The organism is Duganella sp. Root1480D1 (assembly GCF_001427305.1).
GTDB lineage: Bacteria > Pseudomonadota > Gammaproteobacteria > Burkholderiales > Burkholderiaceae_D > Rugamonas.
Genome location: NZ_LMFZ01000048.1, coordinates 163231 through 185957 on the forward strand (window position 1 = coordinate 163231; position 22727 = coordinate 185957).

At 60.3% G+C, this 22727-nt stretch carries 23 protein-coding genes and 1 pseudogene; 17 read left to right on the forward strand and 7 right to left on the reverse strand.

Features of this window, described 5'->3' with window-relative positions; all coding sequences use genetic code 11:
• The first annotated feature begins 8 nt into the window (after positions 1 to 8).
• Genes pilM through ASD58_RS27215 form a run of 7 tightly spaced genes read left to right on the forward strand, consistent with a single transcriptional unit; the run spans position 9 to position 6514 of the window.
• Positions 9 to 953 (forward strand): type IV pilus biogenesis protein PilM, encoded by a 945-nt coding sequence (gene pilM / locus ASD58_RS27185; protein ID WP_057265115.1) that lies wholly within the window; start codon positions 9 to 11, stop codon positions 951 to 953.
• Positions 950 to 1678 (forward strand): hypothetical protein, encoded by a 729-nt coding sequence (locus ASD58_RS27190; RefSeq protein ID WP_057265117.1) that lies wholly within the window; start codon positions 950 to 952, stop codon positions 1676 to 1678. Before pilM ends, ASD58_RS27190 begins: the two co-directional genes overlap by 4 nt.
• Positions 1675 to 2370, forward strand: coding sequence for a hypothetical protein (locus tag ASD58_RS27195; RefSeq protein ID WP_057265120.1), 696 nt, complete (start codon positions 1675 to 1677; stop codon positions 2368 to 2370). Before ASD58_RS27190 ends, ASD58_RS27195 begins: the two co-directional genes overlap by 4 nt.
• Positions 2367 to 2723, forward strand: coding sequence for a hypothetical protein (locus ASD58_RS27200; RefSeq protein WP_057265122.1), 357 nt, complete (start codon positions 2367 to 2369; stop codon positions 2721 to 2723). The genes ASD58_RS27195 and ASD58_RS27200 overlap by 4 nt, the downstream gene beginning before the upstream one ends.
• Positions 2720 to 4501, forward strand: a complete 1782-nt coding sequence (gene mshL, locus ASD58_RS27205) for a pilus (MSHA type) biogenesis protein MshL (protein WP_082565714.1) — start codon at positions 2720 to 2722, stop codon at positions 4499 to 4501. Before ASD58_RS27200 ends, mshL begins: the two co-directional genes overlap by 4 nt.
• Position 4502: 1 nt before the next feature.
• Positions 4503 to 5402, forward strand: coding sequence for an ExeA family protein (locus ASD58_RS27210; protein ID WP_057265125.1), 900 nt, complete (start codon positions 4503 to 4505; stop codon positions 5400 to 5402).
• Positions 5399 to 6514, forward strand: a complete 1116-nt coding sequence (locus ASD58_RS27215; RefSeq protein ID WP_057265127.1) for a tetratricopeptide repeat protein — start codon at positions 5399 to 5401, stop codon at positions 6512 to 6514. Before ASD58_RS27210 ends, ASD58_RS27215 begins: the two co-directional genes overlap by 4 nt.
• A gap of 93 nt (positions 6515 to 6607) precedes the next feature.
• On the opposite strand, the gene ASD58_RS27220 is transcribed toward ASD58_RS27215, so the two are convergent.
• The 3 genes from ASD58_RS27220 to ASD58_RS27230 form a co-directional block, all read right to left on the reverse strand.
• On the reverse strand, positions 6608 to 7597 hold the full coding sequence (locus tag ASD58_RS27220; protein ID WP_057265129.1) for an HD-GYP domain-containing protein: 990 nt from the start codon (positions 7595 to 7597) through the stop codon (positions 6608 to 6610).
• Between the two features lie 17 nt (positions 7598 to 7614).
• A complete protein-coding gene (locus ASD58_RS27225) occupies positions 7615 to 8769 on the reverse strand; it encodes a pyridoxal phosphate-dependent aminotransferase (protein ID WP_057265131.1) in 1155 nt (384 codons plus the stop codon).
• A gap of 80 nt (positions 8770 to 8849) precedes the next feature.
• Positions 8850 to 9299, reverse strand: coding sequence for a putative toxin-antitoxin system toxin component, PIN family (locus ASD58_RS27230; RefSeq protein ID WP_057265134.1), 450 nt, complete (start codon positions 9297 to 9299; stop codon positions 8850 to 8852).
• Between the two features lie 32 nt (positions 9300 to 9331).
• Here ASD58_RS27230 and yaaA point away from each other — a divergent pair, with 32 nt between their 5' ends.
• The gene (yaaA, locus tag ASD58_RS27235; RefSeq protein ID WP_057265135.1) at positions 9332 to 10090 is read left to right on the forward strand and encodes a peroxide stress protein YaaA; all 759 of its coding nucleotides are present in this window, start codon (positions 9332 to 9334) and stop codon (positions 10088 to 10090) included.
• A 47-nt stretch (positions 10091 to 10137) separates the two neighbouring features.
• Here the strand turns inward: yaaA and ASD58_RS27240 are convergent, their stop codons facing one another.
• Positions 10138 to 10935 carry an outer membrane protein assembly factor BamD gene (locus ASD58_RS27240; RefSeq protein ID WP_057265136.1) on the reverse strand — a complete coding sequence of 266 codons (798 nt, stop codon included), beginning with the start codon at positions 10933 to 10935 and terminating at the stop codon, positions 10138 to 10140.
• Between the two features lie 83 nt (positions 10936 to 11018).
• On the opposite strand from ASD58_RS27240, the gene ASD58_RS27245 reads away from it, so the two are divergent.
• Both ASD58_RS27245 and pgeF read left to right on the forward strand, forming a co-directional pair.
• Positions 11019 to 12101 carry an RluA family pseudouridine synthase gene (locus tag ASD58_RS27245; protein WP_057265137.1) on the forward strand — a complete coding sequence of 361 codons (1083 nt, stop codon included), beginning with the start codon at positions 11019 to 11021 and terminating at the stop codon, positions 12099 to 12101.
• Positions 12102 to 12944, forward strand: coding sequence for a peptidoglycan editing factor PgeF (gene pgeF, locus ASD58_RS27250; protein ID WP_057265139.1), 843 nt, complete (start codon positions 12102 to 12104; stop codon positions 12942 to 12944).
• Here the strand turns inward: pgeF and ASD58_RS27255 are convergent.
• A complete protein-coding gene (locus ASD58_RS27255; protein WP_307178415.1) occupies positions 12934 to 13176 on the reverse strand; it encodes a hypothetical protein in 243 nt (80 codons plus the stop codon). The two genes, pgeF and ASD58_RS27255, sit on opposite strands and share 11 nt — an antisense overlap.
• On the opposite strand from ASD58_RS27255, the gene phaC reads away from it, so the two are divergent.
• The 5 genes from phaC to ASD58_RS27280 all read left to right on the forward strand — a co-directional run bounded on the left by phaC (position 13169) and on the right by ASD58_RS27280 (position 19932).
• A complete protein-coding gene (gene phaC / locus ASD58_RS27260; protein WP_057265141.1) occupies positions 13169 to 14890 on the forward strand; it encodes a class I poly(R)-hydroxyalkanoic acid synthase in 1722 nt (573 codons plus the stop codon). The genes ASD58_RS27255 and phaC overlap by 8 nt on opposite strands.
• Before the next feature lie 97 nt (positions 14891 to 14987).
• Positions 14988 to 15542 carry a polyhydroxyalkanoate synthesis repressor PhaR gene (gene phaR / locus ASD58_RS27265; protein WP_057265143.1) on the forward strand — a complete coding sequence of 185 codons (555 nt, stop codon included), beginning with the start codon at positions 14988 to 14990 and terminating at the stop codon, positions 15540 to 15542.
• 121 nt (positions 15543 to 15663) lie between these two features.
• Positions 15664 to 17055, forward strand: a complete 1392-nt coding sequence (gene rimO / locus ASD58_RS27270) for a 30S ribosomal protein S12 methylthiotransferase RimO (protein ID WP_057265145.1) — start codon at positions 15664 to 15666, stop codon at positions 17053 to 17055.
• 69 nt (positions 17056 to 17124) lie between these two features.
• Positions 17125 to 18288: a cystathionine beta-lyase gene (locus tag ASD58_RS27275; RefSeq protein WP_057265147.1), complete on the forward strand. Its 1164-nt coding sequence runs from the start codon at positions 17125 to 17127 to the stop codon at positions 18286 to 18288.
• 270 nt (positions 18289 to 18558) lie between these two features.
• Complete coding sequence (locus ASD58_RS27280) at positions 18559 to 19932, forward strand: hypothetical protein (RefSeq protein ID WP_057265149.1); 1374 nt, start codon at positions 18559 to 18561, stop codon at positions 19930 to 19932.
• Here ASD58_RS27280 and ASD58_RS27285 read toward each other — a convergent pair.
• Positions 19927 to 20292: a hypothetical protein gene (locus tag ASD58_RS27285; RefSeq protein ID WP_057265152.1), complete on the reverse strand. Its 366-nt coding sequence runs from the start codon at positions 20290 to 20292 to the stop codon at positions 19927 to 19929. The two genes, ASD58_RS27280 and ASD58_RS27285, sit on opposite strands and share 6 nt — an antisense overlap.
• A 9-nt stretch (positions 20293 to 20301) precedes the next feature.
• Positions 20302 to 20649, reverse strand: a complete 348-nt coding sequence (locus ASD58_RS27290) for a GFA family protein (protein ID WP_057265154.1) — start codon at positions 20647 to 20649, stop codon at positions 20302 to 20304.
• A gap of 68 nt (positions 20650 to 20717) precedes the next feature.
• Between ASD58_RS27290 and ASD58_RS27295 the strand changes: the two genes are divergently transcribed.
• Positions 20718 to 21911, forward strand: coding sequence for a CaiB/BaiF CoA-transferase family protein (locus ASD58_RS27295; RefSeq protein WP_057265384.1), 1194 nt, complete (start codon positions 20718 to 20720; stop codon positions 21909 to 21911).
• 424 nt (positions 21912 to 22335) lie between these two features.
• Positions 22336 to 22713, forward strand: a pseudogene (locus tag ASD58_RS32980) (phosphotransferase); the annotation flags it as partial.
• Between the last annotated feature and the right edge of the window lie 14 nt (positions 22714 to 22727).

The following is a 22727-nucleotide window of genomic DNA, read 5'->3' on the forward strand; positions in this document are numbered from 1 at the left end:
AGGGCGCAATGCGATTCTTTTCGAAAGCTAAAAAAGAGAAAGACGCCTGGCTGGTGTTTGCGCCTATGCCGCAAGGCATGGCCCTGGCGACGATGCGCCGCCACGGCGCCAGCACGCCCGTACTGCTTGGCTGTGTCGAGGCGGTACTCGAAGGCCAGGGCGCAGACGACGCGCTGGCGCGCGCTGCGCGTTCGCGCAATGCCGCGCGATTCCGTTGCAGTACGCTGCTCGCGCCGAGCGATTACCAATTGCTGACGCTGGAGGCACCCAACGTTCCGCAAGACGAATTGAAAACGGCGGTGCGCTGGCGCATGAAGGACATGCTGGACTTCCACGTCGACGATGCGACCTTCGACGTGATGGCAATTCCAGTTGAGCGCGCCAGTGGCCGCACACCGAGCATGTTCGTGGTCGCTGCACGCAACAGCGTGATTCGCCAGCGCCAGGAACTGTTCTTCGGCGCCGGCATCGACCTGGAAGTGATCGAAATTCCTGAGACTGCCCAGCGCAATGTATCGGCCTTGCTGGAGCAGGACGGGCGCGGCCTGGCCATGCTGTCGATCGGTCCGCAGGGGGGCTTGCTGACCGTAACCTATCAGGGCGAGCTTTACCTGGCGCGCCGTATTGATGTCACGCCGGCAGTGCTGGACGAAGGCGATGCCGATCGCCGGCATGCCGCACTGGACCGGTTGATGCTGGAAGTGCAGCGTTCGCTGGACCACTTCGAGCGCCAGTTCGGCTTTGTTTCAATCTCCAAAATGGTACTGGCTCCCGGCTGCAGCGAGTCGCTGCTGAACTACCTGTCGTCAAATATGTACATGCCTGTTGTCCAGTGCAACCTGGCGGAAGTGATCGACCTGTCGGCCGTGCCTGAACTGCAGGACAGCGCGCAGCAGGCGCAGTATTTCTTCGCCCTTGGTGCAGCATTGCGCCAGGAGGTGATCGCGCCATGAGCCAGCAGATCAACCTGTTCAACCCGATCTTCATGCGGCAGCGCCACAGTCTCGGCGCGCGCGGCATGGCGCTCGCCCTGCTGGCTTTGGTGGCCGGCACTGTTGCGATCGTCCTGTTCGCTGGCCAGCAGCTGCAACCCTTGCGCAACCAGGCTGCGCTGCAGGAAACCCGCTTGAAGGATCGGCAGGTCCGTGTACAGGCGGTAGCGGTGGAGTTCGCACCAAAGCCCAGCGACCCGCTGCTGAAAGCAGAGCTTGAAACGAAGGAAGCGCGCCTGAAATCGCTGCAGCAGGCGATGCAGATGCTGCGCCAGGCGGAAGGCGAAGGTGGGCAGGGCTTCGCCGAGTATTTCCGTGCGCTTGCACGCCAGAGCGTCAACGGCTTGTGGCTGACGGAAGTGGCGGTGCAAGGCGAACGGCGCGAAGTGAGCATGCAAGGCCGGGTGCTGCAGGCGGCGCTGGTCCCTGCCTACCTGTCCCGCCTTGGCGGCGAGCCTGTCCTGCGCGGCAAATCCTTCCAGACCCTGGAATTGGGGCCGGCGGCAGTGCAACTGCCGGCCGCCGACGCGGCTGGACGCATGCCGCTTGCAGCGTTATCGCCCGTCGCGGGCAGTACGGCCGCCAGCGCAGTTGCCGCCGCTACGCCAGCCGAGCCGCCGCAGGCGAATTTTCTTGAGTTCAGGCTGCGCAGTACGGCCTCCGCGACAAGCGGGGTGAACCCATGAAGGCCGCGCTGCTGAAGCTGGAACAACGCATCGATGCCATGCCGCTGCCGCGGCGTATCGCCTTGTTCGCAGCGGGGATCGTGCTGGTCGCAGGCATTGCGTGGTTCGGGAAATTCGGACCCATGCTGGCTGAACGCCAGTCCCTGCATGCCTCCGTCCAGCAAGGGCAGTCCCAGGTCGATACGCTCGATAGGGAAATTGCTGCCACGCTGAAGGCCTACGAGTCGGACCCGAACGCCGCCATGCGGCGCCGCCTGGCCACAGTGCAGGAACAGGCTCGTGCGACCAGCGAAGACTTGCTGAACCGCAAGCAGGGCATGGTGCAGCCACAGCGCATCGTGCCGCTGTTGCAACAAATGCTGGCCGGACATCCCGGGTTGAAAGTGGTCGGCATGAAGACCTTGCCGGTCAGCGGCTTGCGCGACGGGCAGTTCGACCAGGGCAGCTCAGCGGCGCCGGGCACGGCGCCGCAGTCGGCCAGCCAGGCGCCAGCGATCCTGTACCGTCATGGGGTCGAGGTGGTAGTGGAGGGCAGCTATGCCGACCTGCTGGGCTACATGGCAACGTTAGAGAAAGTCACGCCGCGCCTGATATGGGGCAGTGCGCGCCTGAGCGTCATCAAGCATCCTCAGACCAGCTTGACGTTGACGGTGTACACATTGAGTCTCGACGAAACCTGGGTGCAGTTATGAGAAAGATCCTGGCCGCCCTGGCGGTATTTGCCGCAATCCCGGCGCTGGCGCAAACTGCGCTGCCCGACCCGACCAGGCCGCCCCCGGAAGTGCTGGCGCCGCAAGCCGAGCGCAACGGGCCGGCAGTGGCAGTCGCCGCCGCCGGCCCTCAGCTGCAGTCGGTGCTGGTGGCGCGCCGCCCGGGCGGGCGCAAGCTGGCCGTGATCGACGGCGCAATTGTCCCCTTGGGCGGGAAGGTAGGCGGCGCCGTTCTGGTGGAAGTGCGCGAGAGTGCCGTTGTCCTGCAACGCGGGAAGCAAAAACAAGTATTGAAATTGGTATCATCGGGACAGGATAAGGCGCGACAGCCATGACAGAGAAAACGAGCATCTCGAAAGCTTCACAAATTTGGCGGCTGGCGGTGGGCGGCGGCGCATTCGCGATGCTGGCCGCATGCACCCAGACACCGATGCGCGACACCTACAGCAGCATCAGCAACGAGGTGAAATCCGCGGCGCAATCGGCGGCTGCCGCGCCGGTGCCACACCAGGTGTCAGACGCCTTGTTGCCGTCCGCCGAACAACTGGCAGGACAACTGCCGAAAGCACGTCCGGTGCTGGAAGAACGCTTCAACGTCGCCTTCAACGATGTGCCGGCGAATCAGTTTTTCAATTCGCTGGTGGCGGGTACGCGCTACAACATGCTGGTGCATCCGGAAGTCAGCGGCAATATCACAGCCAACCTGAAGGACGTCACGATTGCGGAAGCGCTGGAGGCGGTGCGCGAGATGTATGGCTACGATTACCGCATCGAGGGTACCCGCATCACGATCAAGCCGCTGACCATGCAAAGCCGCATGTTCCAGGTGAATTACCTGACCGGGTCGCGCCGCGGCTCGTCGAACCTGCGCGTGACGTCGACTTCCGTGCAGAATGCGGGCAACAACGGTAACAGCAATAACAACGGTGACTCCAGCAATAACAATCGCCAGAACCGCAACAACAATAATGGCGACCCGAATTCACCGAATGCCAATGTGCTGGATGAAGCGGCCAACGTCACCACGCGTTCGGAATCCGATTTCTGGGCCGAATTGAAGATGTCGCTGGAAGCGATTGTCGGTGCCGGTAAGGATGGCCGCGTGGTGGTCATCAGCCCGCAATCGGGCCTGGTGGTGATCCGTGGCATGCCGGAGGATTTGCGCAACGTCGACCGCTACCTGAAGGCGACCCAGCTGGCGGTGGCGCGGCAGGTGATCCTGGAGGCGAAAATCCTTGAGGTGGAGCTGAGCGAAAAAGCACAGTCCGGCATCAATTGGGCTGCATTCGGATCGCGCATTTCCGCCGGCATGGTTGGCCCAGGCACGGCGCTGGCGCCGCGCATCAATGGCGCCACCTCCCTGATGGGCCAGCCAAATGGCTTGTTGGGCACGCCTGGCAGCGCACTGGCTGCGGCCACCGGCGCGCCCGGTTCGCTGTTCGGACTGGCGTTCCAGAACTCCAATTTTGCGGCACTGATTTCCTTCCTCGAGTCGCAGGGCACGGTGCACGTGCTGTCCAGCCCGCGCATTGCCACGCTGAACAATCAGAAGGCGGTGCTGAAGATCGGCACCGATGAATTCTTCGTCACCGGCGTCAGCACCACCACCAATACCAATGCGACCGGCAATGGCACGGTGTCGCCGAACGTCACGCTGCAGCCGTTCTTCTCCGGCGTGGTGCTGGACGTCACGCCGCAGATCGATGAAAAAGGCAACATCATCCTGCACGTTCACCCATCGGTGAGCCAGGTCTCGACGGTGAACAAGAATATCAACCTTGGCAATGCCGGCAGCCTGAACCTGCCGCTGGCGGCATCCGCTACTTCGGAAATGGACAGCATGGTGCGCGGCGAGAACGGCAGTGTGGTGGCAATCGGCGGCCTGATGCGCCAATCCACCAGTGCCGACCGCTCGCAGATCCCGCTTGCCGGCCGGATTCCCGTGGTCGGCAGCTTGTTCCGCAGCACTGCCGACTCCATCCAGAAGCGCGAGCTGGTGGTCCTGATCAAGCCCACCATTGTCGATACCGCCAGCGACTGGAGCCAGGACCTGATGGAAAGCAGCCGACGCATCGAGCTTCTCGATCCGAAGAATTCGACGGGGCGCCGCTGATATGTACGAGAGCCACTTCGGCTTGCGCGAGGCGCCGTTCGGCATTACGCCGGACACCAGCTTTTTCTTCAAGAGCCCGCACTCGCAGGAGGCATTGAACACCTTGCTGGTTGCGGCGCGCAGCGGCGAGGGATTCATCAAGATAACCGGCGAGGTCGGCACCGGCAAGACCTTGCTCTGCCGAACGTTCATGAAAACGCTGGGCGACGATTTCGTCACGGCCTATTTGCCCAATCCACTGCTTGAGCCGCGCACGCTGATGCTGGCTTTGGCTGACGAACTGGAACTGCCGCTGCCAAGTGACGTCGACCAGCACCAGTTATTGAAGTCGCTAACGGCGCGCCTGCTGGAGCTGGCGGCGCAGGGCAAGCGTGTCGTGCTGTGCGTCGATGAGGCGCAGACCATCCCGCGCGACAGCCTGGAAGCGCTGCGCCTGCTGACCAACCTGGAAACCGAAAAGCGCAAGCTGCTGCAGATCGTGCTGTTCGGGCAACCGGAGCTCAACGAGCACCTGCAGGCGCAGTCGATTCGCCAGCTGGCGCAGCGCATAACGTTTCAGCATGACCTGGGCGGCCTGACGCGCGACGATATGGAGTATTACCTGGCGCACCGCCTGCGGGTGGCCGGCTTTACCGGAGCGCGCCTGTTCAGCAAAGGCGCGGTGCGCAAGCTGTTTACTGCCAGCCGTGGCATCCCGCGCCTGGTCAACATCATCGCGCACAAGGCCATGCTGGCCGCCTACGGCGAAGGGCGCCAGCGCATTGATACGCACCACGTGAAGCTGGCCGCCAGGGATACCGCAGTGGCAAGCCGGCGCGGCTGGCCGTGGCTGGCTACGGGGCTTGCCCTGGCAGCGCTTGCTGCCGCGGGCGCATTGCTGTCTTATCGTTTGAGCTTATGAGCCTGATTAACAAAATGCTGCAGGACCTGGATGCCAGGGGCGGCGCTCCAAAAGGGAGCGGCCTTTCCGATTCCGTGCAGGCAGTCCAGTACGGGCCTTCACGCAACCGCATCGCCTTGCTGGCGGTTGCGGCGGTTATCGCCATCGCAGGCGTGGCCGCTTTTGCCGGCTGGCGTTATTTGCGCAGTGCGCCCGTGGAGGCGGCCTCGGGGCCTGCCGCAGGAGTTATCCGGCAAGCGCAAGTCGTGGAAAAACCGCAAGCGACGCCGCCTGAACAAATGGTCGATGGCTTGCAGCTGCCGGGCGCGAACGAGGTTCCGGCTGTTGCTGCACCTGCTCACGACGGCAAGACGGATGTGGCGGCGCCGGTTGCATCGGTGCCGGCCAAGCAGACTGGCGAAAATCAGGCGAAGCGCGAAGCTGCCAGTGGCGGCGCCAAGGCTCCTGCTAGCAAGAGCGACAATGTCGCCAAGGCGGCTGCCAAGGCGCAACCGCGCGCCGCAGCCAATCCTGGCGGCGCAGTGTCTCCTGCATCGCGCGAACCGGGCGCGCAGGCATCGGCGACAGCGCTTTTCCAGCGTGCGCAAGACAGGCTGGCGTTCGGGCGCGTGGCGGAAGCGATTGTCGACCTGGAAGCGGCGCTCGAGCTGGACCAGCGCTACCTGGCTGCGCGCGAGACACTTGTAGGTGTGCTGGTGGAGACCGGCCAGCAAGCCGATGCAATGCGCCATTTGCGGCATGCGCTGGCGCTGAATCCGGAACAGACCGGCATGGCCATGCTGCTGGCGCGCCTGCAACTGGAACATGGCAACGGTGCCCTTGATACATTGGAAAAGAGCCTGCCTTACGCCCAATCGAACGCAGAGTATCGGGCGTTGATGGCGGGCGTGCTGCAGCGGGCGAACCGCCACAAGGAAGCAGTCGAGCATTACCAAGCGGCGGTACGCCTGCAACCGTCCAACGCGGTGTGGTGGATGGGAATGGGCATTTCGCTGCAAGCCGATAAGCGCAATGCGGATGCAAAAGCCGCGTTCCAGCGCGCTGCCGAAAGCGGCCGCCTGACGCAGGAGTTGCAGTCCTTCGTCGAGCGTCGCTTGCAGCAGTTAAATTAAGTGCAGAGCCTTGCACCCGACTGAATCCGCTGCCAGTGGCCGACGAAGATGCCCAGTGCGTGGGCGACAGTACGAGCAAAAGGCAACTACAAGTCAAAGCGCGGCCTGGGCGCCCCAGATCTGCTTCATGCTGAAGCGCAGTTCCGCCTGGTCCTCGGTGAGTGCTTCGAGGATTGCGCATTCCGGCTGGTCGGTGCGGCGATGGAGCCAAGTCGGCAAGGCCTTGCCCGCGCCATCGCGCATGCAGTGCACCTCCAGCACGCCGTCGCCACTGTCACGGCCCGTCACCACGCCCAGTTCGCCGTTCGCCAGGCGCACCAGCACGCCGGGAGGGAACTTGCCGAGCTGGCGGTGGAATTGTTCCTGCAAGGCCGGATCGGCTGGATGCAGCGGATCATGCAGGAGCTTTTCGAGCGCTTCGTCCGGCAGCATGGAGCAGCGGTAGTTGCGCGCCGAAACTCGGGCGCAATAGCGGTCGGCCAGGCTTAGCAAGCGCGCATTGTGCGTGATCTGTTCGCGCGTCATGCCGGCGGGGTAGCCGGTGCCGTCGTCATTCTCATGGTGCATCAATACGCAGGAAATCCATTCATCGTCCTCGATGCCCGCGTACTTCAGCATTTCCGCGCTGTCTTCAGGGTGGCGGCGCACGATCGCCATTTCCTCGCTATTCAGCGTGCCCGGCTTGCACTGGAAGTTATCGTGGTGGCGCAGCATGCCCACGTTCATGGTCAGTGCGGCCGCTGTCAGCGAAATCACTTCATCGGAAGCCTTGTCAAGGCCGCGCGCCACCAGGATCACTACAATGGCGGTCTCGATGCAATGGCGTACCGCGTAAGTACCGGCAATCTGGTTCAGGAACAGGCAGGCCAGCGCGATCTCGGGGTTCATTTCGACCGCACGCACCACTTCGCGGGCGATATTGCGCAAGTCGGCGTCAGCGTTGCGTTCGTTGCGCAAATCGCCCAACAGCTTTTCCAGACGCTTGTTGGCCAGGTTGAGTTCATGCAGCACGGAGGGCGGCGGCTCCAGCCGCGATCCGCCTTCCGAGCCAAGGTCCTGCAAGCTGTTGAGGTACTGGTTCATGTTTTGCTCCCCTCGTATTACACGCGCGCAAGCCGCTCCAATGCGAGCGCCAGCGTCTCGTCTTTCTTGGCAAAGCAGAAGCGCACAATGCCCGAATCCTTGCCGTTGCGGTAGAACGCCGATACCGGGATGGCAGCGACCTTGATCTCGCTGGTCAGCCATTCGGCGAAATCAGCTTCCGAATGCGACGATATGCGGTCATAGCGCACGCACTGGAAGTAGGTACCATCCGCCGGCAGCAGTTCGAAGCGGCTGCCCTCCAGGCCTTTGCGGAACAGGTCGCGCTTGCGCTGGTAGAAGGCGGGCAGCCCGATGTACGGCGCGGGATCGGCCATATAGCTGGCAATCCCATGCTGCATGGGCGTATTCACGGAGAACACGTTGTACTGGTGGACCTTGCGGAATTCGAGCGACATCATCGCCGGCGCGGCGACATATCCGACCTTCCAGCCCGTGACGTGATAAGTCTTGCCAAAGCTGGAAACGACAAACGAGCGCTCGGCCAGGTCCGGGTAGCGGCACATGGATTCGTGGTGCTGGCCGTCGTAGACCATGTGCTCATAGACTTCGTCGGACAGGATCAGGATTTCGGTGTCGCGCACGATCTCGCGCAGGGCTTCCATGTCGGTGGCACGCAGCACGCTGCCGGTTGGATTGTGCGGCGTGTTGATAATGATCATGCGGGTGCGCTCCGTGACGGCAGCGTCGACCCGCGCCCACGGCACACTGAAGCCGCCGTGCGGAGACACTTCCATCTGCACCAGCACGGGCACGCCGCCAGCCAGTTCAATGGCTGGCAGGTAGCTGTCGTATGCCGGTTCGATGACGATTACTTCGTCGCCCGGATGGACGCTGCACAGGATGGCGGTGGTCAAGGCCTCCGTCGCGCCGGGCGTGACGGTGATCTCGGTGTTGACGTCGTAATGGTGGCCATAGATGCGTCTGACCTTTTCGACGATGGCCTGACGCAGTTCCAGCGCACCGACGCCCGTCGGGTATTGGTTGAACCCCTCGCGCATGGCAACGGTGACCATGTCAACCAGCTTGGGGTCGCAGGCGAAATCGGGAAAGCCCTGGCCCAGGTTGACCGCGCCGTACTGGCCAGCCAGGGCCGACATGCGCGAAAAAATGGTGGTGCCGATATGCGGCAAGCGGGAAGTCAGTTGTTTCATTCTGCTTAGGAAAAGGACATTTTTTCCATTCTAGCGCAGCCGAATAAAACAAGTGTTGCCCCGAGGGTAAAACTGGAAAGTCAAGCGTCCAGGCTCCATTTTTCCGGTTGCATGACTTTGAACATGCCGGCTTTCGCCAGCCGCTTGGCCAGCTTGAGCAGGGCCTTGTCCTTGGTGATCAGGATGTCGGCCTGCGCGTCGCGCGCCAGTTCGAGGAACTTCTGGTCGTCGCGGTCAGTGCAGACCGGAAGCCGCGCGCCGGATTCCGGCGGCTGCACTACCTTGATGTACTGGTCGAAGCGGGCCGCACTGGCGGGACGCGTGCTTTCGTCCAGTGGCAGGTGAGGGTAGTTCAGCACGAACAGGTATTCGGCGCGGCAGTCGGCGCGGGTGATCGCTTCGACCGCACCGCTTTCAATCGCCGCCAGCAGGGGAGCCCAGCGCGGGTCCTGGAAAACGAACAGGTCGAGGCAGACATTGGTGTCGATGACGATGCGCTTCGGTGCAACTTGTGTTGGAACAGGTATCATATCGGGGTTTTTCGTTTTGAATTTTGAATCTTATGCTGATTGTGCTGTCGCCTGCAAAAAGTCTTGACCTGGAAACTCCGCCAACCACCAAACTGGCAACACAGCCAGCGTTCCTCGATCATTCGGAGCAGTTGATTGAGCGCCTGCGCGATTTTTCACCAAATGAGCTGGGTGAATTGATGGACCTGTCCGATGCCTTGTCGACGCTGAATGTGGCACGCTACGCATCCTGGACCAAAGACACCAGTGAAGCGCGGCAGGCAGTGATGACCTTCAACGGCGACGTTTATGATGGCCTGGACGCGCGTTCCATGTCGGCCAGGCAGCTCGATTACACCCAGTCGCGCATTCGTATCCTGTCCGGCCTGTACGGCATGCTGAAGCCTTTGGACCTGATCCATGCGCACCGCCTGGAAATGGGCACCCGCCTGCAAAACCCGCGCGGCAAAAACCTGTACGAGTTCTGGGGCGACATGATTACGGAAGCGCTGAACAAGGAAGGTTCGCCAGTGCTGGTCAACCTGGCTTCGGACGAGTATTTCAAGTCGGTCAAGCCGAAGAAGCTGGATATGCCGGTCATTACGCCGGTCTTTGAGGACTGGAAGGGCGGCAAATACAAGATCATTTCCTTCTTCGCCAAACGCGCACGCGGCATGCTGGCGCGCTTTGCGGCGGTGAATAACATCACCGATCCGGCAAAGCTGAAGAAATTTGATGTGGATGGCTATAAATTCGAAGCCGACGCCTCGAACGATACTACCTGGGTCTTCCGCCGCAAGATCGCAGCCTGATGAAGGGTTGGGGTCTGACCCTGTGGGTCGGACCCCGCTTTACCGGTTTACCAGATGTTGTACCAGGCCTTCTTCTTGATGCCGTCGTCTTCCAGCATCTTGCTGTCAGGGAAGTTTTTCGCGAACACGCGCTTGGCATCGTCGCGCAGGGTCACGTTACCCATCTTGTCGTAGCCACGGTACATGATGGACAGCGCTTCTTCGATCGACGGCGAATCGGCGTAATCGGTCAGGACGGCCTGGGCACGATTGATTGCTGCCAGGTAGGCGCCGCGGCGGTAGTAGTAACGTGCCACGTAAACTTCATACTTCGCCATTGCATTGATCAGGTACTTCATGCGATCAATCGAATCCGGCGCGTATTTGCTGTCGGGAAACTTTTCAACCAGTGCCTTGAAAGCGGCGAACGCTTCGCGGGTCGCTTTCGGATCGCGCTCTGCCGGGTCTTGCTCGTAGAGGAAGTTCAGCAAGCCGATCGAATCGTTGAAGTTCACCAGGCCACGCAGGTAGTACATGTAGTCAACGCTCGGGTGGTTCGGGTGCAGCTTGATGAAGCGCTCCACGGCAGCCAGGGCCTGGGCCTGGTCTTGTGCCTTGTAGTGGGAATAGGCGATTTCCATCTGCGCCTGCTGCGCATACGTACCGAACGGGTAGCTCGATTCAAGGCGTTCGAAGAGCTGGACGGCACGTTCATAGTTGCCACTAGCCTGTTCTTCCTTGGCCTCCGAGTATAATTTCGTTGCGGACCAGCCCCGAGTCTCGTCTGCACGTTCTGGTAACAGGCCACAAGCTGACAAACTAAACAGTACGACTGTTGCTGCAACTACTGATAATTTTTTTTGCATGTTGATGTGCAAGGAATCGTTAACCAAAATACTAAACTTGGCTGATTATAGCCGATGGGAATGCTGTGATATTGAAACCTGAGATGAATTCGGCAGAACAATTGCCTGATAACGATTTTGACGCCGATTTTGAAGGTGATTTAACGGCCGATCCCCTCGCGCCGATCGAACTGCAACTGAGCAAATCAGACTGCGGCGAGCGCCTGGACAAGGTGGTGGCACGCATGGTGCCCCAGTTTTCGCGCGGCCGCCTGCAATCCTGGATCGAAGAGGGCCATATTACCGTTGATGGCAAGCCGGCCAAAGTCCGCGCCACCGTGTATGGCGACGAAAAAGTCCTGGTAAACCCCCAGCCGGCCCCGGAAGACGTGGCATTCGCCCCGGAAGACGTGCCGCTGGATATCGTTTTCGAAGACGACAACCTGCTGGTGATTAACAAGCCGGCTGGCCTGGTAGTTCACCCGGGGGCCGGCAACTGGTCCGGAACCATGCTGAATGGCCTGCTGTTCCGCTGGCCGCAACTGGGCGGCGTGCCGCGTGCCGGCATCGTGCACCGCCTGGACAAGGACACCAGCGGCCTGATGGTGGTCGGCAAGGACCTGCCGACCCAGACCGACCTGGTGCGCCAACTGCAATCCCGTACCGTCAAGCGCGTTTACTGGTGCATCGTATGGGGTACCCCGCGCATGAGCGGCACCATCGATGCTTCCATGGGCCGCGACCAGAAAGACCGTGTGAAAATGGCGGTGTCGACCAGCATGGGCTCGAAACCTGCAATTACCCATTACCAGCGCCTGGCGGAAGGTGTGCTGGACGGCCGTCCGGTCTCGCTGGTGCAGTGCCGCCTGGAGACTGGCCGCACGCACCAGATTCGCGTCCACATGGCGCACCTGGGCTTCTCCCTGATCGGCGACCAGGTGTACGGCAAGCAGCATATGGCCAGCGTATTCCCGCGCCAGGCGCTGCAGGCGCGCCGCCTCGGCCTGGTGCATCCTGTGACCGGCCAGCAGGTGGAGTGGCTGGTGCCACTGGCGGACGACTTCAAGGAATTGATGGAGCGCGCAGGCATCGAGGAGCCGGATGAATCGGTCCTGTCGGCCGCCGCCGCCGAGCACGGCGAGTACGAAGACTACGATATCTACGACGACGAATTCGACGACGAATAAATGCAGCAATCTTTCCAAGGGGCGCAATGGCTGGTGCCTTACTGGCCCAGCGCGCCGGCCAATATCGGTTTTGTCTGCACCACGCGGCGCGGCGGCGTGAGCCCGGAGCCTTACGGGCCCGGCCCGCAGGCTATCGCCACTACTGGCGGCGGCCTTAATCTCGGCGTTCACGTTGGCGACGATCCATCCAATGTGGCGTTCAACCGGGCCATCCTGCGCGGGCGTTTGCCGACCGAACCGGCCTGGTTGTCGCAGGTCCACGGTACAGCCGTGGTGCGCGCCGACCGGCTTGGCCGGGGCGAAGTGCCGGAAGCCGATGCCAGCTTTGCGGCCATGCCGGGTGCCGTGTGCGCCATCCAGACGGCGGATTGCCTGCCAGTCCTGCTGGCAAATCGCGCGGGAAGCGTGGTCGGCGCGGCCCACGCGGGCTGGCGCAGCCTGGCGGGAGGCATCCTGGAGGCGACAGTGGATGGCATGCGCGCCGAGGCCGGCACCGGCGGGGATGGCAGCGAAATCATCGCCTGGCTTGGCCCGGCGATCGGCCCGCAGGAATTTGAGGTTGGCGAAGATGTTTTGGCGGCCTTCCTGGACGGGGCGGTCGCAGCGGGCGAGGGCGGGGCGGGCGAATCCGCAGTGCGCGCAGCCTTCGTTGCCAGACCCGGAAAGCCTGGTAAATACCTTGCGGACATTTACGCGCTGGCACGGCTTGCGCTGCGGAGGGTGGGCGTGGGCGACGTGGCGGGCGGCGATTTATGCACGGTTACCGACGCCAGCCGCTTCTACTCCTACCGCAGGGACAAGGTCACGGGACGCCAGGCGACTTTGATCTGGATCAAGGAGTAGGTGGTTCATTACGACGGGCGGCTTCGGCTGCCCGTTTGCGTTTGCGGCGTTTGCCGCCAGTTAGATAAAATAGTATTCCTAATGGCAACAAGCCATACAGCAGGAAAGTCATGATCCCGGCAACCACGGTCGGTTCCGTGAACGCCATCAGGATGGTGACGTAGAGCCAGGCAACAGCAACAATCAACATAAGTAGTCTTTTTAAATTCTGAATGGACTCAACAATGAACATGCCCGACCCGCAAGCCTTCGCAAACGCATGGATGGCGCAAATCAGCGATCCGAACCAATGGCAATCCTGGATCAAGATGATGCCCGAAATGGATGCTGTCCCAGGCGCCGCACTGCTGCGCGATGCAGGTGCTACCGTCCGCCCTGAGGCGATGGAGCAGCTGCGCAACGAGTACATGGGCGAGTTCGGTGCGCTGTGGCAGGAATTCCTGACCACCGGTAAAGCGCCGTCCCTGAAGGACCGCCGCTTTTCGTCCGAAGCCTGGCAGGGCAATCCGGTGTCCGCGTTCAATGCGGCATCATACCTGCTAAACAGCAAGTTCCTCATGCAAATGGCGGAAGCCGTTGACGCGAGCCCTCACCAGAAACAGAAAATCCGCTTTGCCGTGCAGCAGGTGGTTGACGCCATGTCGCCGGCCAACTTCCTGGCTACGAACCCGGAAGCGCACCAGAAACTGATCGAAACCAAGGGCGAAAGCCTGACCAAAGGCCTGGCCAACCTGCTGGGAGATATGCAGAAGGGCCATATTTCGCTGTCTGATGAAAAGGCGTTCGAAGTGGGCCGCAACCTGGCCACGACCGAAGGCCAGGTGGTGTATGAGAATGAGCTGTTCCAGCTTATCCAGTACACCCCGCTGACCAAGACCGTGCACGAGCGCCCGCTGCTGATGGTGCCGCCTTGCATCAACAAGTACTACATCCTGGACCTGCAGCCGGAGAATTCGCTGGTGCGCTATGCGGTGGAGCAGGGCAATACCGTGTTCCTGGTCTCCTGGCGCAATCCGGACCAGTCGCTGGCCGGCACGACCTGGGACGACTACATCGAGAAGGGTGCGATCAACGCGATCAATATCGCCCGCGAGATTACCAAGCAGGACAAGCTGAATGTGCTGGGCTTCTGTGTCGGCGGCACCTTGCTGTCGACCGCGCTGGCCGTGCTGGCTGCGCGTGGCGAACAGCCCGCGGCCGGCATTACGCTGCTGACCACCTTCCTGGACTTCAGCGACACCGGCGTGCTGAACGTATTCGTCGACGAGCCGCAGGTGCAACTGCGCGAGCAGACCCTGAAGTCCGGCGGCCTGATGCCGGGCCGCGACCTGGCCAGCACCTTCTCCAGCCTGCGGCCGAACGACCTGGTGTGGAACTATGTGCAGTCCAACTACCTGAAAGGCAACGAGCCACCGCCGTTCGACCTGCTGTACTGGAATTCCGATTCGACCAATTTGCCGGGGCCGATGTTCTGCTGGTACCTGCGTAACACCTATCTGGAAAACAGCCTGAAAGTGCCGGGCAAGCTGATCGTGGCAGGCGAGAAAGTCGACTTGACGAAAATTCACGCGCCGGCCTTTATCTACGCTTCGCGCGAAGACCATATCGTGCCGTGGAACGCGGCCTACCAGTCGACCAAGCTCCTGAACAACAAGAATCCGGAGCTGAACAAGTTCATCCTGGGCGCCTCCGGCCACATCGCCGGCGTGATCAATCCGGCCGCCAAGAAGAAGCGCAGCTACTGGACCAACGATGCCCGCCCAGCCTCGCACGACGAATGGTTCAGCGGTGCGGTCGAACATCCGGGAAGCTGGTGGGGGGAATGGTCCGAGTTCCTGGCTGCGCATGGCGGCAAGGACGTGAAGGCGCGCAGCAAGCTTGGCAGCGCCAAATACGAACCGGTCGAGCCGGCACCTGGTCGTTATGTAAAAGCTAAGGCTGATTGATTTTTGGTAATGTTAAGTTGCAATGCAATATTGTCGTGCCAAAAGCTTTTTTTTCGCCCTATAATGGGCTTGCAAATATTATCAACGGGACACAGCGATGAGTAGTGCAAAAAAAAGTACAGAACGTTTGATTAAGAAATATCCAAATCGCCGTCTTTACGATACCCAGACCAGTTCCTACATTACCCTGACGGACGTGAAGCAACTCGTGCTCGATGCCGAGGAATTCACTGTCGTTGACGCCAAGACAAATGAAGACCTGACTCGCAGCATCCTGCTCCAGATCATCCTGGAAGAGGAAGCGAGTGGCGTTCCGATGTTCTCTACCGATGTACTGGCACAAATCATCCGTTTCTACGGCCATGCAATGCAGGGCATGATGGGCTCTTACCTGGAAAAGAATATCCAGGCATTTACCGATATCCAGCGCAAATTCACGCAAGGCGCCGCAACTTTCGATGGCAAGACTTTTAGCCCCGAAATGTGGACGCAGTTTATGAATGTGCAAGCGCCTATCATGCAGGGCATGATGAATAATTACATCGACCAGTCGAAGAGCCTGTTTGTGCAAATGCAAGAGCAAATGCAGAACCAGAGCAAGAATATCTTCGGCAGCTTCCCGTTTGCTGCACCGCCAACGGATAAAAAGTAAGCGAAAAATAGGGACGTACCCCGTTTTTCGCAATGCGGAAAAATGGGGTACGTCCCCATTTTTTTTGTCCTTGATTTTGCTATAATGGTGGATTGCCCTGAATCATCATCAGCTCTCTGCCATGCAATCCAAGCAAATCACCCGCATCACTCCCGCCGACGGCGCACCAGCTCCAAAAGTAGGTTTTGTTTCCCTCGGCTGCCCGAAGGCGTTGGTCGACTCCGAACAGATCCTGACCCAGCTTCGCGCTGAAGGCTACGAGACCGCCAAGTCTTACGACGGCGCCGACCTCGTGATCGTGAACACTTGCGGCTTCATTGATGCGGCAGTGCAGGAATCGCTGGACGCGATCGGCGAAGCGCTGGCCGAAAACGGCAAGGTCATCGTGACCGGCTGCCTGGGCGCCAAAAAGGACAAGGACGGCGAAGACATCATCCAGAAGGTGCACCCGAAGGTGCTGGCCGTGACCGGACCGCACGCTGTGGGCGAGGTGATGGCACAGGTCCACACCCACCTGCCTAAGCCGCACGAGCCGTTCATCGACCTGCTGCCGCCACAGGGCATCAAGCTGACCCCCAAGCACTACGCTTACCTGAAGATTTCCGAAGGCTGCAACCATCGCTGCTCGTTCTGCATCATCCCATCGATGCGCGGCGACCTGGTATCGCGCCCGATCGCTGAGCTGATGCTGGAAGCCGAAAACCTGTTCAAGGCCGGCGTGAAGGAACTGCTGGTGATTTCCCAGGATACTTCTGCCTACGGCGTGGACGTGAAGTTCCGTTCCGGCTTCTGGAATGGCCGTCCAGTGAAGACCCATATGACCCAGTTGACCCAGGCCCTGGGCGAACTGGCCAAGCAGTATGGCGCCTGGGTGCGTTTGCACTACGTCTATCCTTACCCGCACGTGGATGAGATCATCCCGATGATGGGCGACGGCCATATCCTGCCTTACCTGGACATCCCGATGCAGCACGCACACCCGGAAGTGCTGAAGCGCATGAAACGGCCGGCGTCCGGCGAGAAGAACCTGGAGCGCATCTTGAAGTGGCGCGAGATGAATCCGAACCTGACGATCCGTTCGACCTTTATCGCTGGTTTCCCCGGTGAGACCGAGGCGGAATTTGAGTACCTGCTGGACTTCCTGAAAGAGGCGCAGATCGACCGCCTGGGCTGCTTTGCCTACTCGCCGGTGGAAGGCGCAACCGCCAACGAACTGGCAAACCCGGTGCCGGAAGAAGTGCGTGAAGAGCGCCGCGGCCGTGTGATGCTGCTGCAGGAAGAGATTTCGCGCAATCGCTTGAAGGCGAAGGTTGGTACCACCGTGAAGGTGCTGATCGATGAGCTGACTCCTAGCGGTGCGATTGGCCGCTCGGCTGCGGATGCGCCGGAGATTGATGGTGTGGTTCACGTCAAGCGTCCGTTTGATCCGAAGAAGAAGCTGGCGGTTGGGCAGTTCTACGACGTTGAGATCACGACTGCCGATGCCCACGACCTGTGGGGCGAGGCTCAGTAAAACCGGTAAACCTGTGTCAGACCCACGGGGTCTGACCCCGCACTACCGGTTTTGGTTAGAATAGGTGCCATGACCAAAAAGCACCTCCAAACCCAAATCATCCACACGGACTACGTGCCGCCCGAAGGCTTCGCCGCTTTCCCCAGCGCCATCCACCACGCGTCCACCGTCCTGTTCAAGAACGTCGCCGCGATGCGTTCAGGCGACTGGAAAGAAAAGAACGCCTATACCTACGGCCTGCACGGCACGCCGACCACCTTCACCCTCGAGGCGCGCCTGTCCGAAATCGAAGGCGGCAACCACTGCCTGCTGGCGCCCAGCGGTCTGGCTGCCATCGCCATGTGCGATTTCGCGCTGCTGAAGTCCGGCGACGACGTGCTCTTGCCCGATAACGTCTACAGCCCCAACCGAGACCTCGGCAAATGGCTGACCGCCGATTTCGGCATCACCGCACGCTTGTATGACCCGATGATCGGCGCCGGTATCGCGGAACTGATCCAGCCCAACACGAAACTGATCTGGACCGAAGCTCCCGGCTCGGTTTCGATGGAGGTTCCCGACCTGCCTGCGATCTGCGCTGCAGCAAAACAGAAGGGTGTGCTGGTCGCACTGGACAACACCTGGTCCGCAGGCCTGGCCTTGCGCGGTTTCGACCTCGGCGTCGATATCGTGATGCAGGCGCTGACCAAATACCAGTCCGGCGGCTCCGATGTTCTGATGGGCGCCCTGGTCACCCGCGACCCGCTCCTGCACGAGCGCCTCAGCATGGCCCATATGCGCCTGGGCATGGGTGTCAGCGCCGACGATACCTACCTCGTGCTGCGCAACCTGCCCACGCTCAAGATCCGCTTCGAAACGCACGATGCCTCCGCGCGCAAGGTAGCGAGCTGGCTGAAAGCGCGTCCTGAGATCCGCAAAGTCCTGCATCCAGCTTTTGACGATTGCCCTGGCCACGACAACTGGAAGCGCGACTTCACTGGGGCCGGCGGCCTGTTCTCCGTTCTGTTCGACGAGAATTTCACTGAAGAGCAGACCGACCGGTTTGTCGACTCGCTCAAGCTGTTTGGCATCGGCTATAGCTGGGGTGGTGCGCACAGCCTGTGCATTCCATACCGCATCCAGGCCATGCGCAAGAGCTGGAAGGAAAAGGGCACGCTGGTTCGTTTCAACATCGGCCTCGAAGATCCCGACGACCTGATCTCCGACATCGAGCGCGCACTGGCAACGATGTGAATCGGGCTCACTTTCATCCTGAAGCCCGAAAATTCGCCTGGCACGACAGAGCAGTGGCTGGGAAATCTTTGGAACAACTGCGACTGGTGCGACGATAGCTGGACTCATGAAAATTCCCCATCATTAGTCGATGAGGGGCGAAGGGTCGCGGCATTGCTCGCGAAGCGCTAGTTAGCTATCTATGCGATTGATCAATACAATGGCGTGCGCGTATTGATCGATCTTCCCTGCTTGCTTACATTGGTCGGACATTTAGCAGGGGAGACCGACATGCAAATTCTGAAAATTGCTGCAGGCGCCGTGCTGTGTGGCGCTACGTGCTTGATTTCAGCGGCGCCGCCAACAAGTTACATGCCCGTGGTGGCGAAGGAAGACTTCCAGGCCACGTTTGAAAGGATGAAGGCAGCGCGGGCGGGTCTGTTACGCGAGCAGGCCGCCTTCCTCGAAAGCCGCTATGACCTGTCGAACCGGCCAGCGGCTGGCGTTACCATGTTCCGCGGCAAGCCGGTGCAAGAAGGAATCCGGGTCAAGCTGCCACGCGGCACAAGCTGGGACAAGCTCGGCGCAATGAGCCCTGATGAGATCCGCGAGAAGGGCTTGTATCCGCAAGGCTTCCTGCCGCTGCCACACCCGAATCATCCCGAAGGCGGCATGCTGTTCCCGCAATTCCACATCGATGAAATCAAGAAGCAGGAACAGCGCGATCTTAATCGCTTCGACCTTGCGTTCGACTTTCCCGATCACCTGCTGCCGGAATTCCCGGCGCCGATGTTCCTGACCACGCGCCCCGACCTCGGCGATGTTTCGAAGGGCAAACTGCTGACCATCGATAACTTCCACCAGATGTTCAACGGCATACTGAATCCCAAGCAGCTTGAAGGCTTGCGGCTGTTGCTGACGCCTTTCCCGCAGCAGCAATTCAACCAGACCGAGGATCGCCGCTCGGAACGCCCTAGCCGCGGCGTCACCTGCTTCGACTGCCACGCGAATGGCCACACCAATGCCTCAACCCATTTGGCAGGGGATGCGCGGCCGCAGGCGTTCCGGCACCGCATTGACACGCCTTCGTTGCGCGGCGTGAACCTGCAAAGGCTATTTGGCTCGCAGCGCGCATTGAAGTCGGTGGAGGATTTCACGGAGTTCGAGCAGCGTGCCGCCTACTTCGACGGCGACCCGGTGATCGCGACCAAGAAAGGCGTCAACGTATTGGAGCGCGGCAGTCAGGTGCATTTCATGGCCGAATTCCAGGAACTGCTGGACTTCCCGCCTGCGCCAAAGCTGGGTGTTACCAGCAAGCTCGATCCGCGCAAGGCGAACGAACAGGAGCTGCGCGGCCAGGCGCTTTTCTTCGGCAAGGCCCAGTGCGCAACGTGCCACACGCCGCCACACTATAGCGATAACTTGATGCACAACCTGCATACGGAGCGGTTCTTCAAGCCGCACGAAGTGAAGGGCGCGATGATGGTGGGCGATGGCCCGATCAAGACGTTCCCTCTAAGGGGGATCAAGGAATCGCCGCCCTACCTGCATGACGGGCGGCTGCTGACGCTCGAGGATACGGTGGAATTCTTCAACCTGATTCTCGAGACGAAACTGACAACGGCAGAGAAGGCCGACCTGGTGGCCTTCCTTCGCACTTTATGAGTCGCCGACCGGGACGTTGTTATTGAGGGCGGTAATGCCGCGAATCAGGCGATAGATCTTCCACAACCAGGCGCCGCCCCATACCATCCACGCGAACAGGATACCGATGAAGGTGATGAAAAGAAGCCAACCGACGACTATCCACACCAGGTACCACCAGAACGAGCGGATCATCCAGCCATGGTGGCTGTGGACGAAGGTGCCGGCACTGTCGTCGCGTTTGATGTAGTTCAGGATCAGCGGGATAAATGACGCGGCGCCGAGCGTAAAAAAAATGCTCAGCCCGTGGCCGAGGTAAAGCCAGAAAGCCCAGTCTTTGGCGGAGCGGGTCTGGTTGTCCAATACGAGTTCTTGTGCCATCTTGGCCCCTTACAGTTTGCGTCCGTCGTAATGCTGGACAGGGTGGGGTTCCAGTTCAATGTCTTCCAGCACGCGGGCATTCACGGCTGCCATGGCATTGCCTTTCGGATCCGTGCCTTCGCCGTAGGTGTGGATGCCGCACTTCGGGCAGAAGCGGTGTTTGATCACGTGCTTGTTGAAAACGTAGGTCGCCTGGTCTTCTTCGGGCGTCAGCAGTTTCAGGCTGGCACGCGGAATGAACCACATCAATGCGCCTTTGCGCTGGCAAATGGAACAATTGCAGGCTACCAGGCCTTCGATCGTGCCTTCTGCTTCAAACTTCACATTGCCGCAATGGCAGCTTCCCTTGTACAGCATTTTTCGCCTCCGGTTAGAATAATTGGCTTGGCGCTAATGATAATGTAATTGCAAGAGGAGTGGGCAAAATGGCGGGTCCGTTGCAGGGAATTAAAGTTATCGAAATTGGGACGCTGATCGCAGCGCCGTTCGCGGCGCGGCTGATGGCGGAATTCGGGGCGGAGGTCATCAAGATCGAGGCACCGGGCGAGGGCGATCCGATCCGCAAATGGCGCAAGCTGCATAAAGGGACTTCGCTGTGGTGGTACCTGCAGTCGCGTAACAAGAAGTCCATTTCCATCAACCTGAAGGCGCCGGAGGGCATCGCACTCGTCAAGCAGTTGTGTGCCGATGCCGATGTGCTGATCGAGAATATGAAGCCGGGCGCGCTGGAGAAGCTGGGGTTGGGCTGGGATGTGCTGCACGCGCTGAACCCGAAGCTGACGATGGTGCGCATTTCCGGGTACGGGCAGACTGGCCCTTACAAGGACCGCCCGGGCTTTGGTGCTATCGGCGAGGCGATGGGAGGCATTCGTTACACCACGGGCGAGGCGGGTGGCGTGCCGGCTCGTGTCGGGGTGAGCCTTGGGGATTCTCTGGCCTCCCTGCATGCAGTGATGGGCGCGTTGATGTCGGTGTTGCGCGTGAAGATGGGGAAGGGCGATGGCCAGGTGGTTGACGTGTCGCTGGTCGAAAGCGTGTTTAACCTGATGGAATCGCTGGTGCCGGAATATGACTTGCTGGGACACGTTCGGGAACGTAGCGGCGGCGCGTTGCCGGGCATCGCGCCATCCAATACCTATCCGACCCGCGACGGTTCATATGTGGTCATCGCCGGCAACAGCAACCCGATCTACAAGCGTTTGATGCACGCAATCGGCCGCGCTGACATGGCGGAAGACCCTCAGTTCGCCCAGAACGACGGCCGTGCCGCCCAGGAAAAGCTGATCGACGCCGCAATCGCCGGCTGGACCTCGGCGCACACTATCGACGAAGTGCTGTCGGTGCTGGAACGCGCCGAAGTACCGGCGGGCCGGATCTATTCGGTCAAGGACATTGTCGCTGACCCGCATTACCAGGCGCGCGATATGCTGCTGGATACCGAGCTGCCAGACGGCGTACACGTGAAGATGCCGGGCATCGTGCCAAAGCTGTCCGAAACGCCGGGCGAGGTGCGCTGGCAGGGGCCGACGCTGGGCGAACACACAGATAGCGTGTTGTCAGCCTTGGGTGTCGCCGCCGCCGCAATCGCGGCGTTGCGCGAACGCGGGATCGTGGCCTAAGACCCAGGGCCGAATCTGTCTTTGCCACCAAGCCAGGCAATTGCCCTGAAAATTAACCACAATAGAGAACATCAAGTTGCAAAAGCCTTTCCCGTATCTTAAGGCCCTGAAGAAGATCTCCTTTGTTTTCTTGTTCGGCACTCTTTCCGCGTGTGTCACCAGCTTCTCTGTAATGGATGAAACCTTGCCCAAGCTCGTTGGGCAGAATTCGTCGGAAGCAGTGAAATATCTTGGATTCCCATCCGAGGAGCGGTCGATCATGGGTAGAAAAGTCTATGTCTGGTCGAATCGAGTCTGGATGCCGGACTCCGCTACCACAACCAACATGACCGGAAAGGTTGGAGGAAAGCCTTTCACCGCCACGTCAACGACGTATGGCGGCAATGGTGGGCACGATGTCATTTGCGAGCTAAGGCTCATCGTACATCGGCTGCTTCGTGCGCGTGCGCGCATTGATGCAAATATGGTGGACGAAGACGATTTTGATGAAGATCGGGAAGGCTGGACGGCAGAACAAGTTTGGGATGCGATGCGAGGCTCGCTGCCGCTAGTCCCCGATCTGGTGGCCAGCCATGGAGATTTTTCGTTGGATAATGTTCTTATTTGTGATGGTGAGGTGGCAGGCTGTATCGATGCCGGGCGAGTCGGCATTGCCGATCGCTACCAGGACCTTGCGGTCGCCTGGAATTGCCTCGGCGAGTTCGGCGCGTCACTTCAGGAGCGATTCCTGGCGCAGTATGGGATCCATGACCTGGGCCGAAGAAAGCTGCAGTTCCATTTGATGCTGGATGAACTGTTCTAAATGAATGAGGAAAG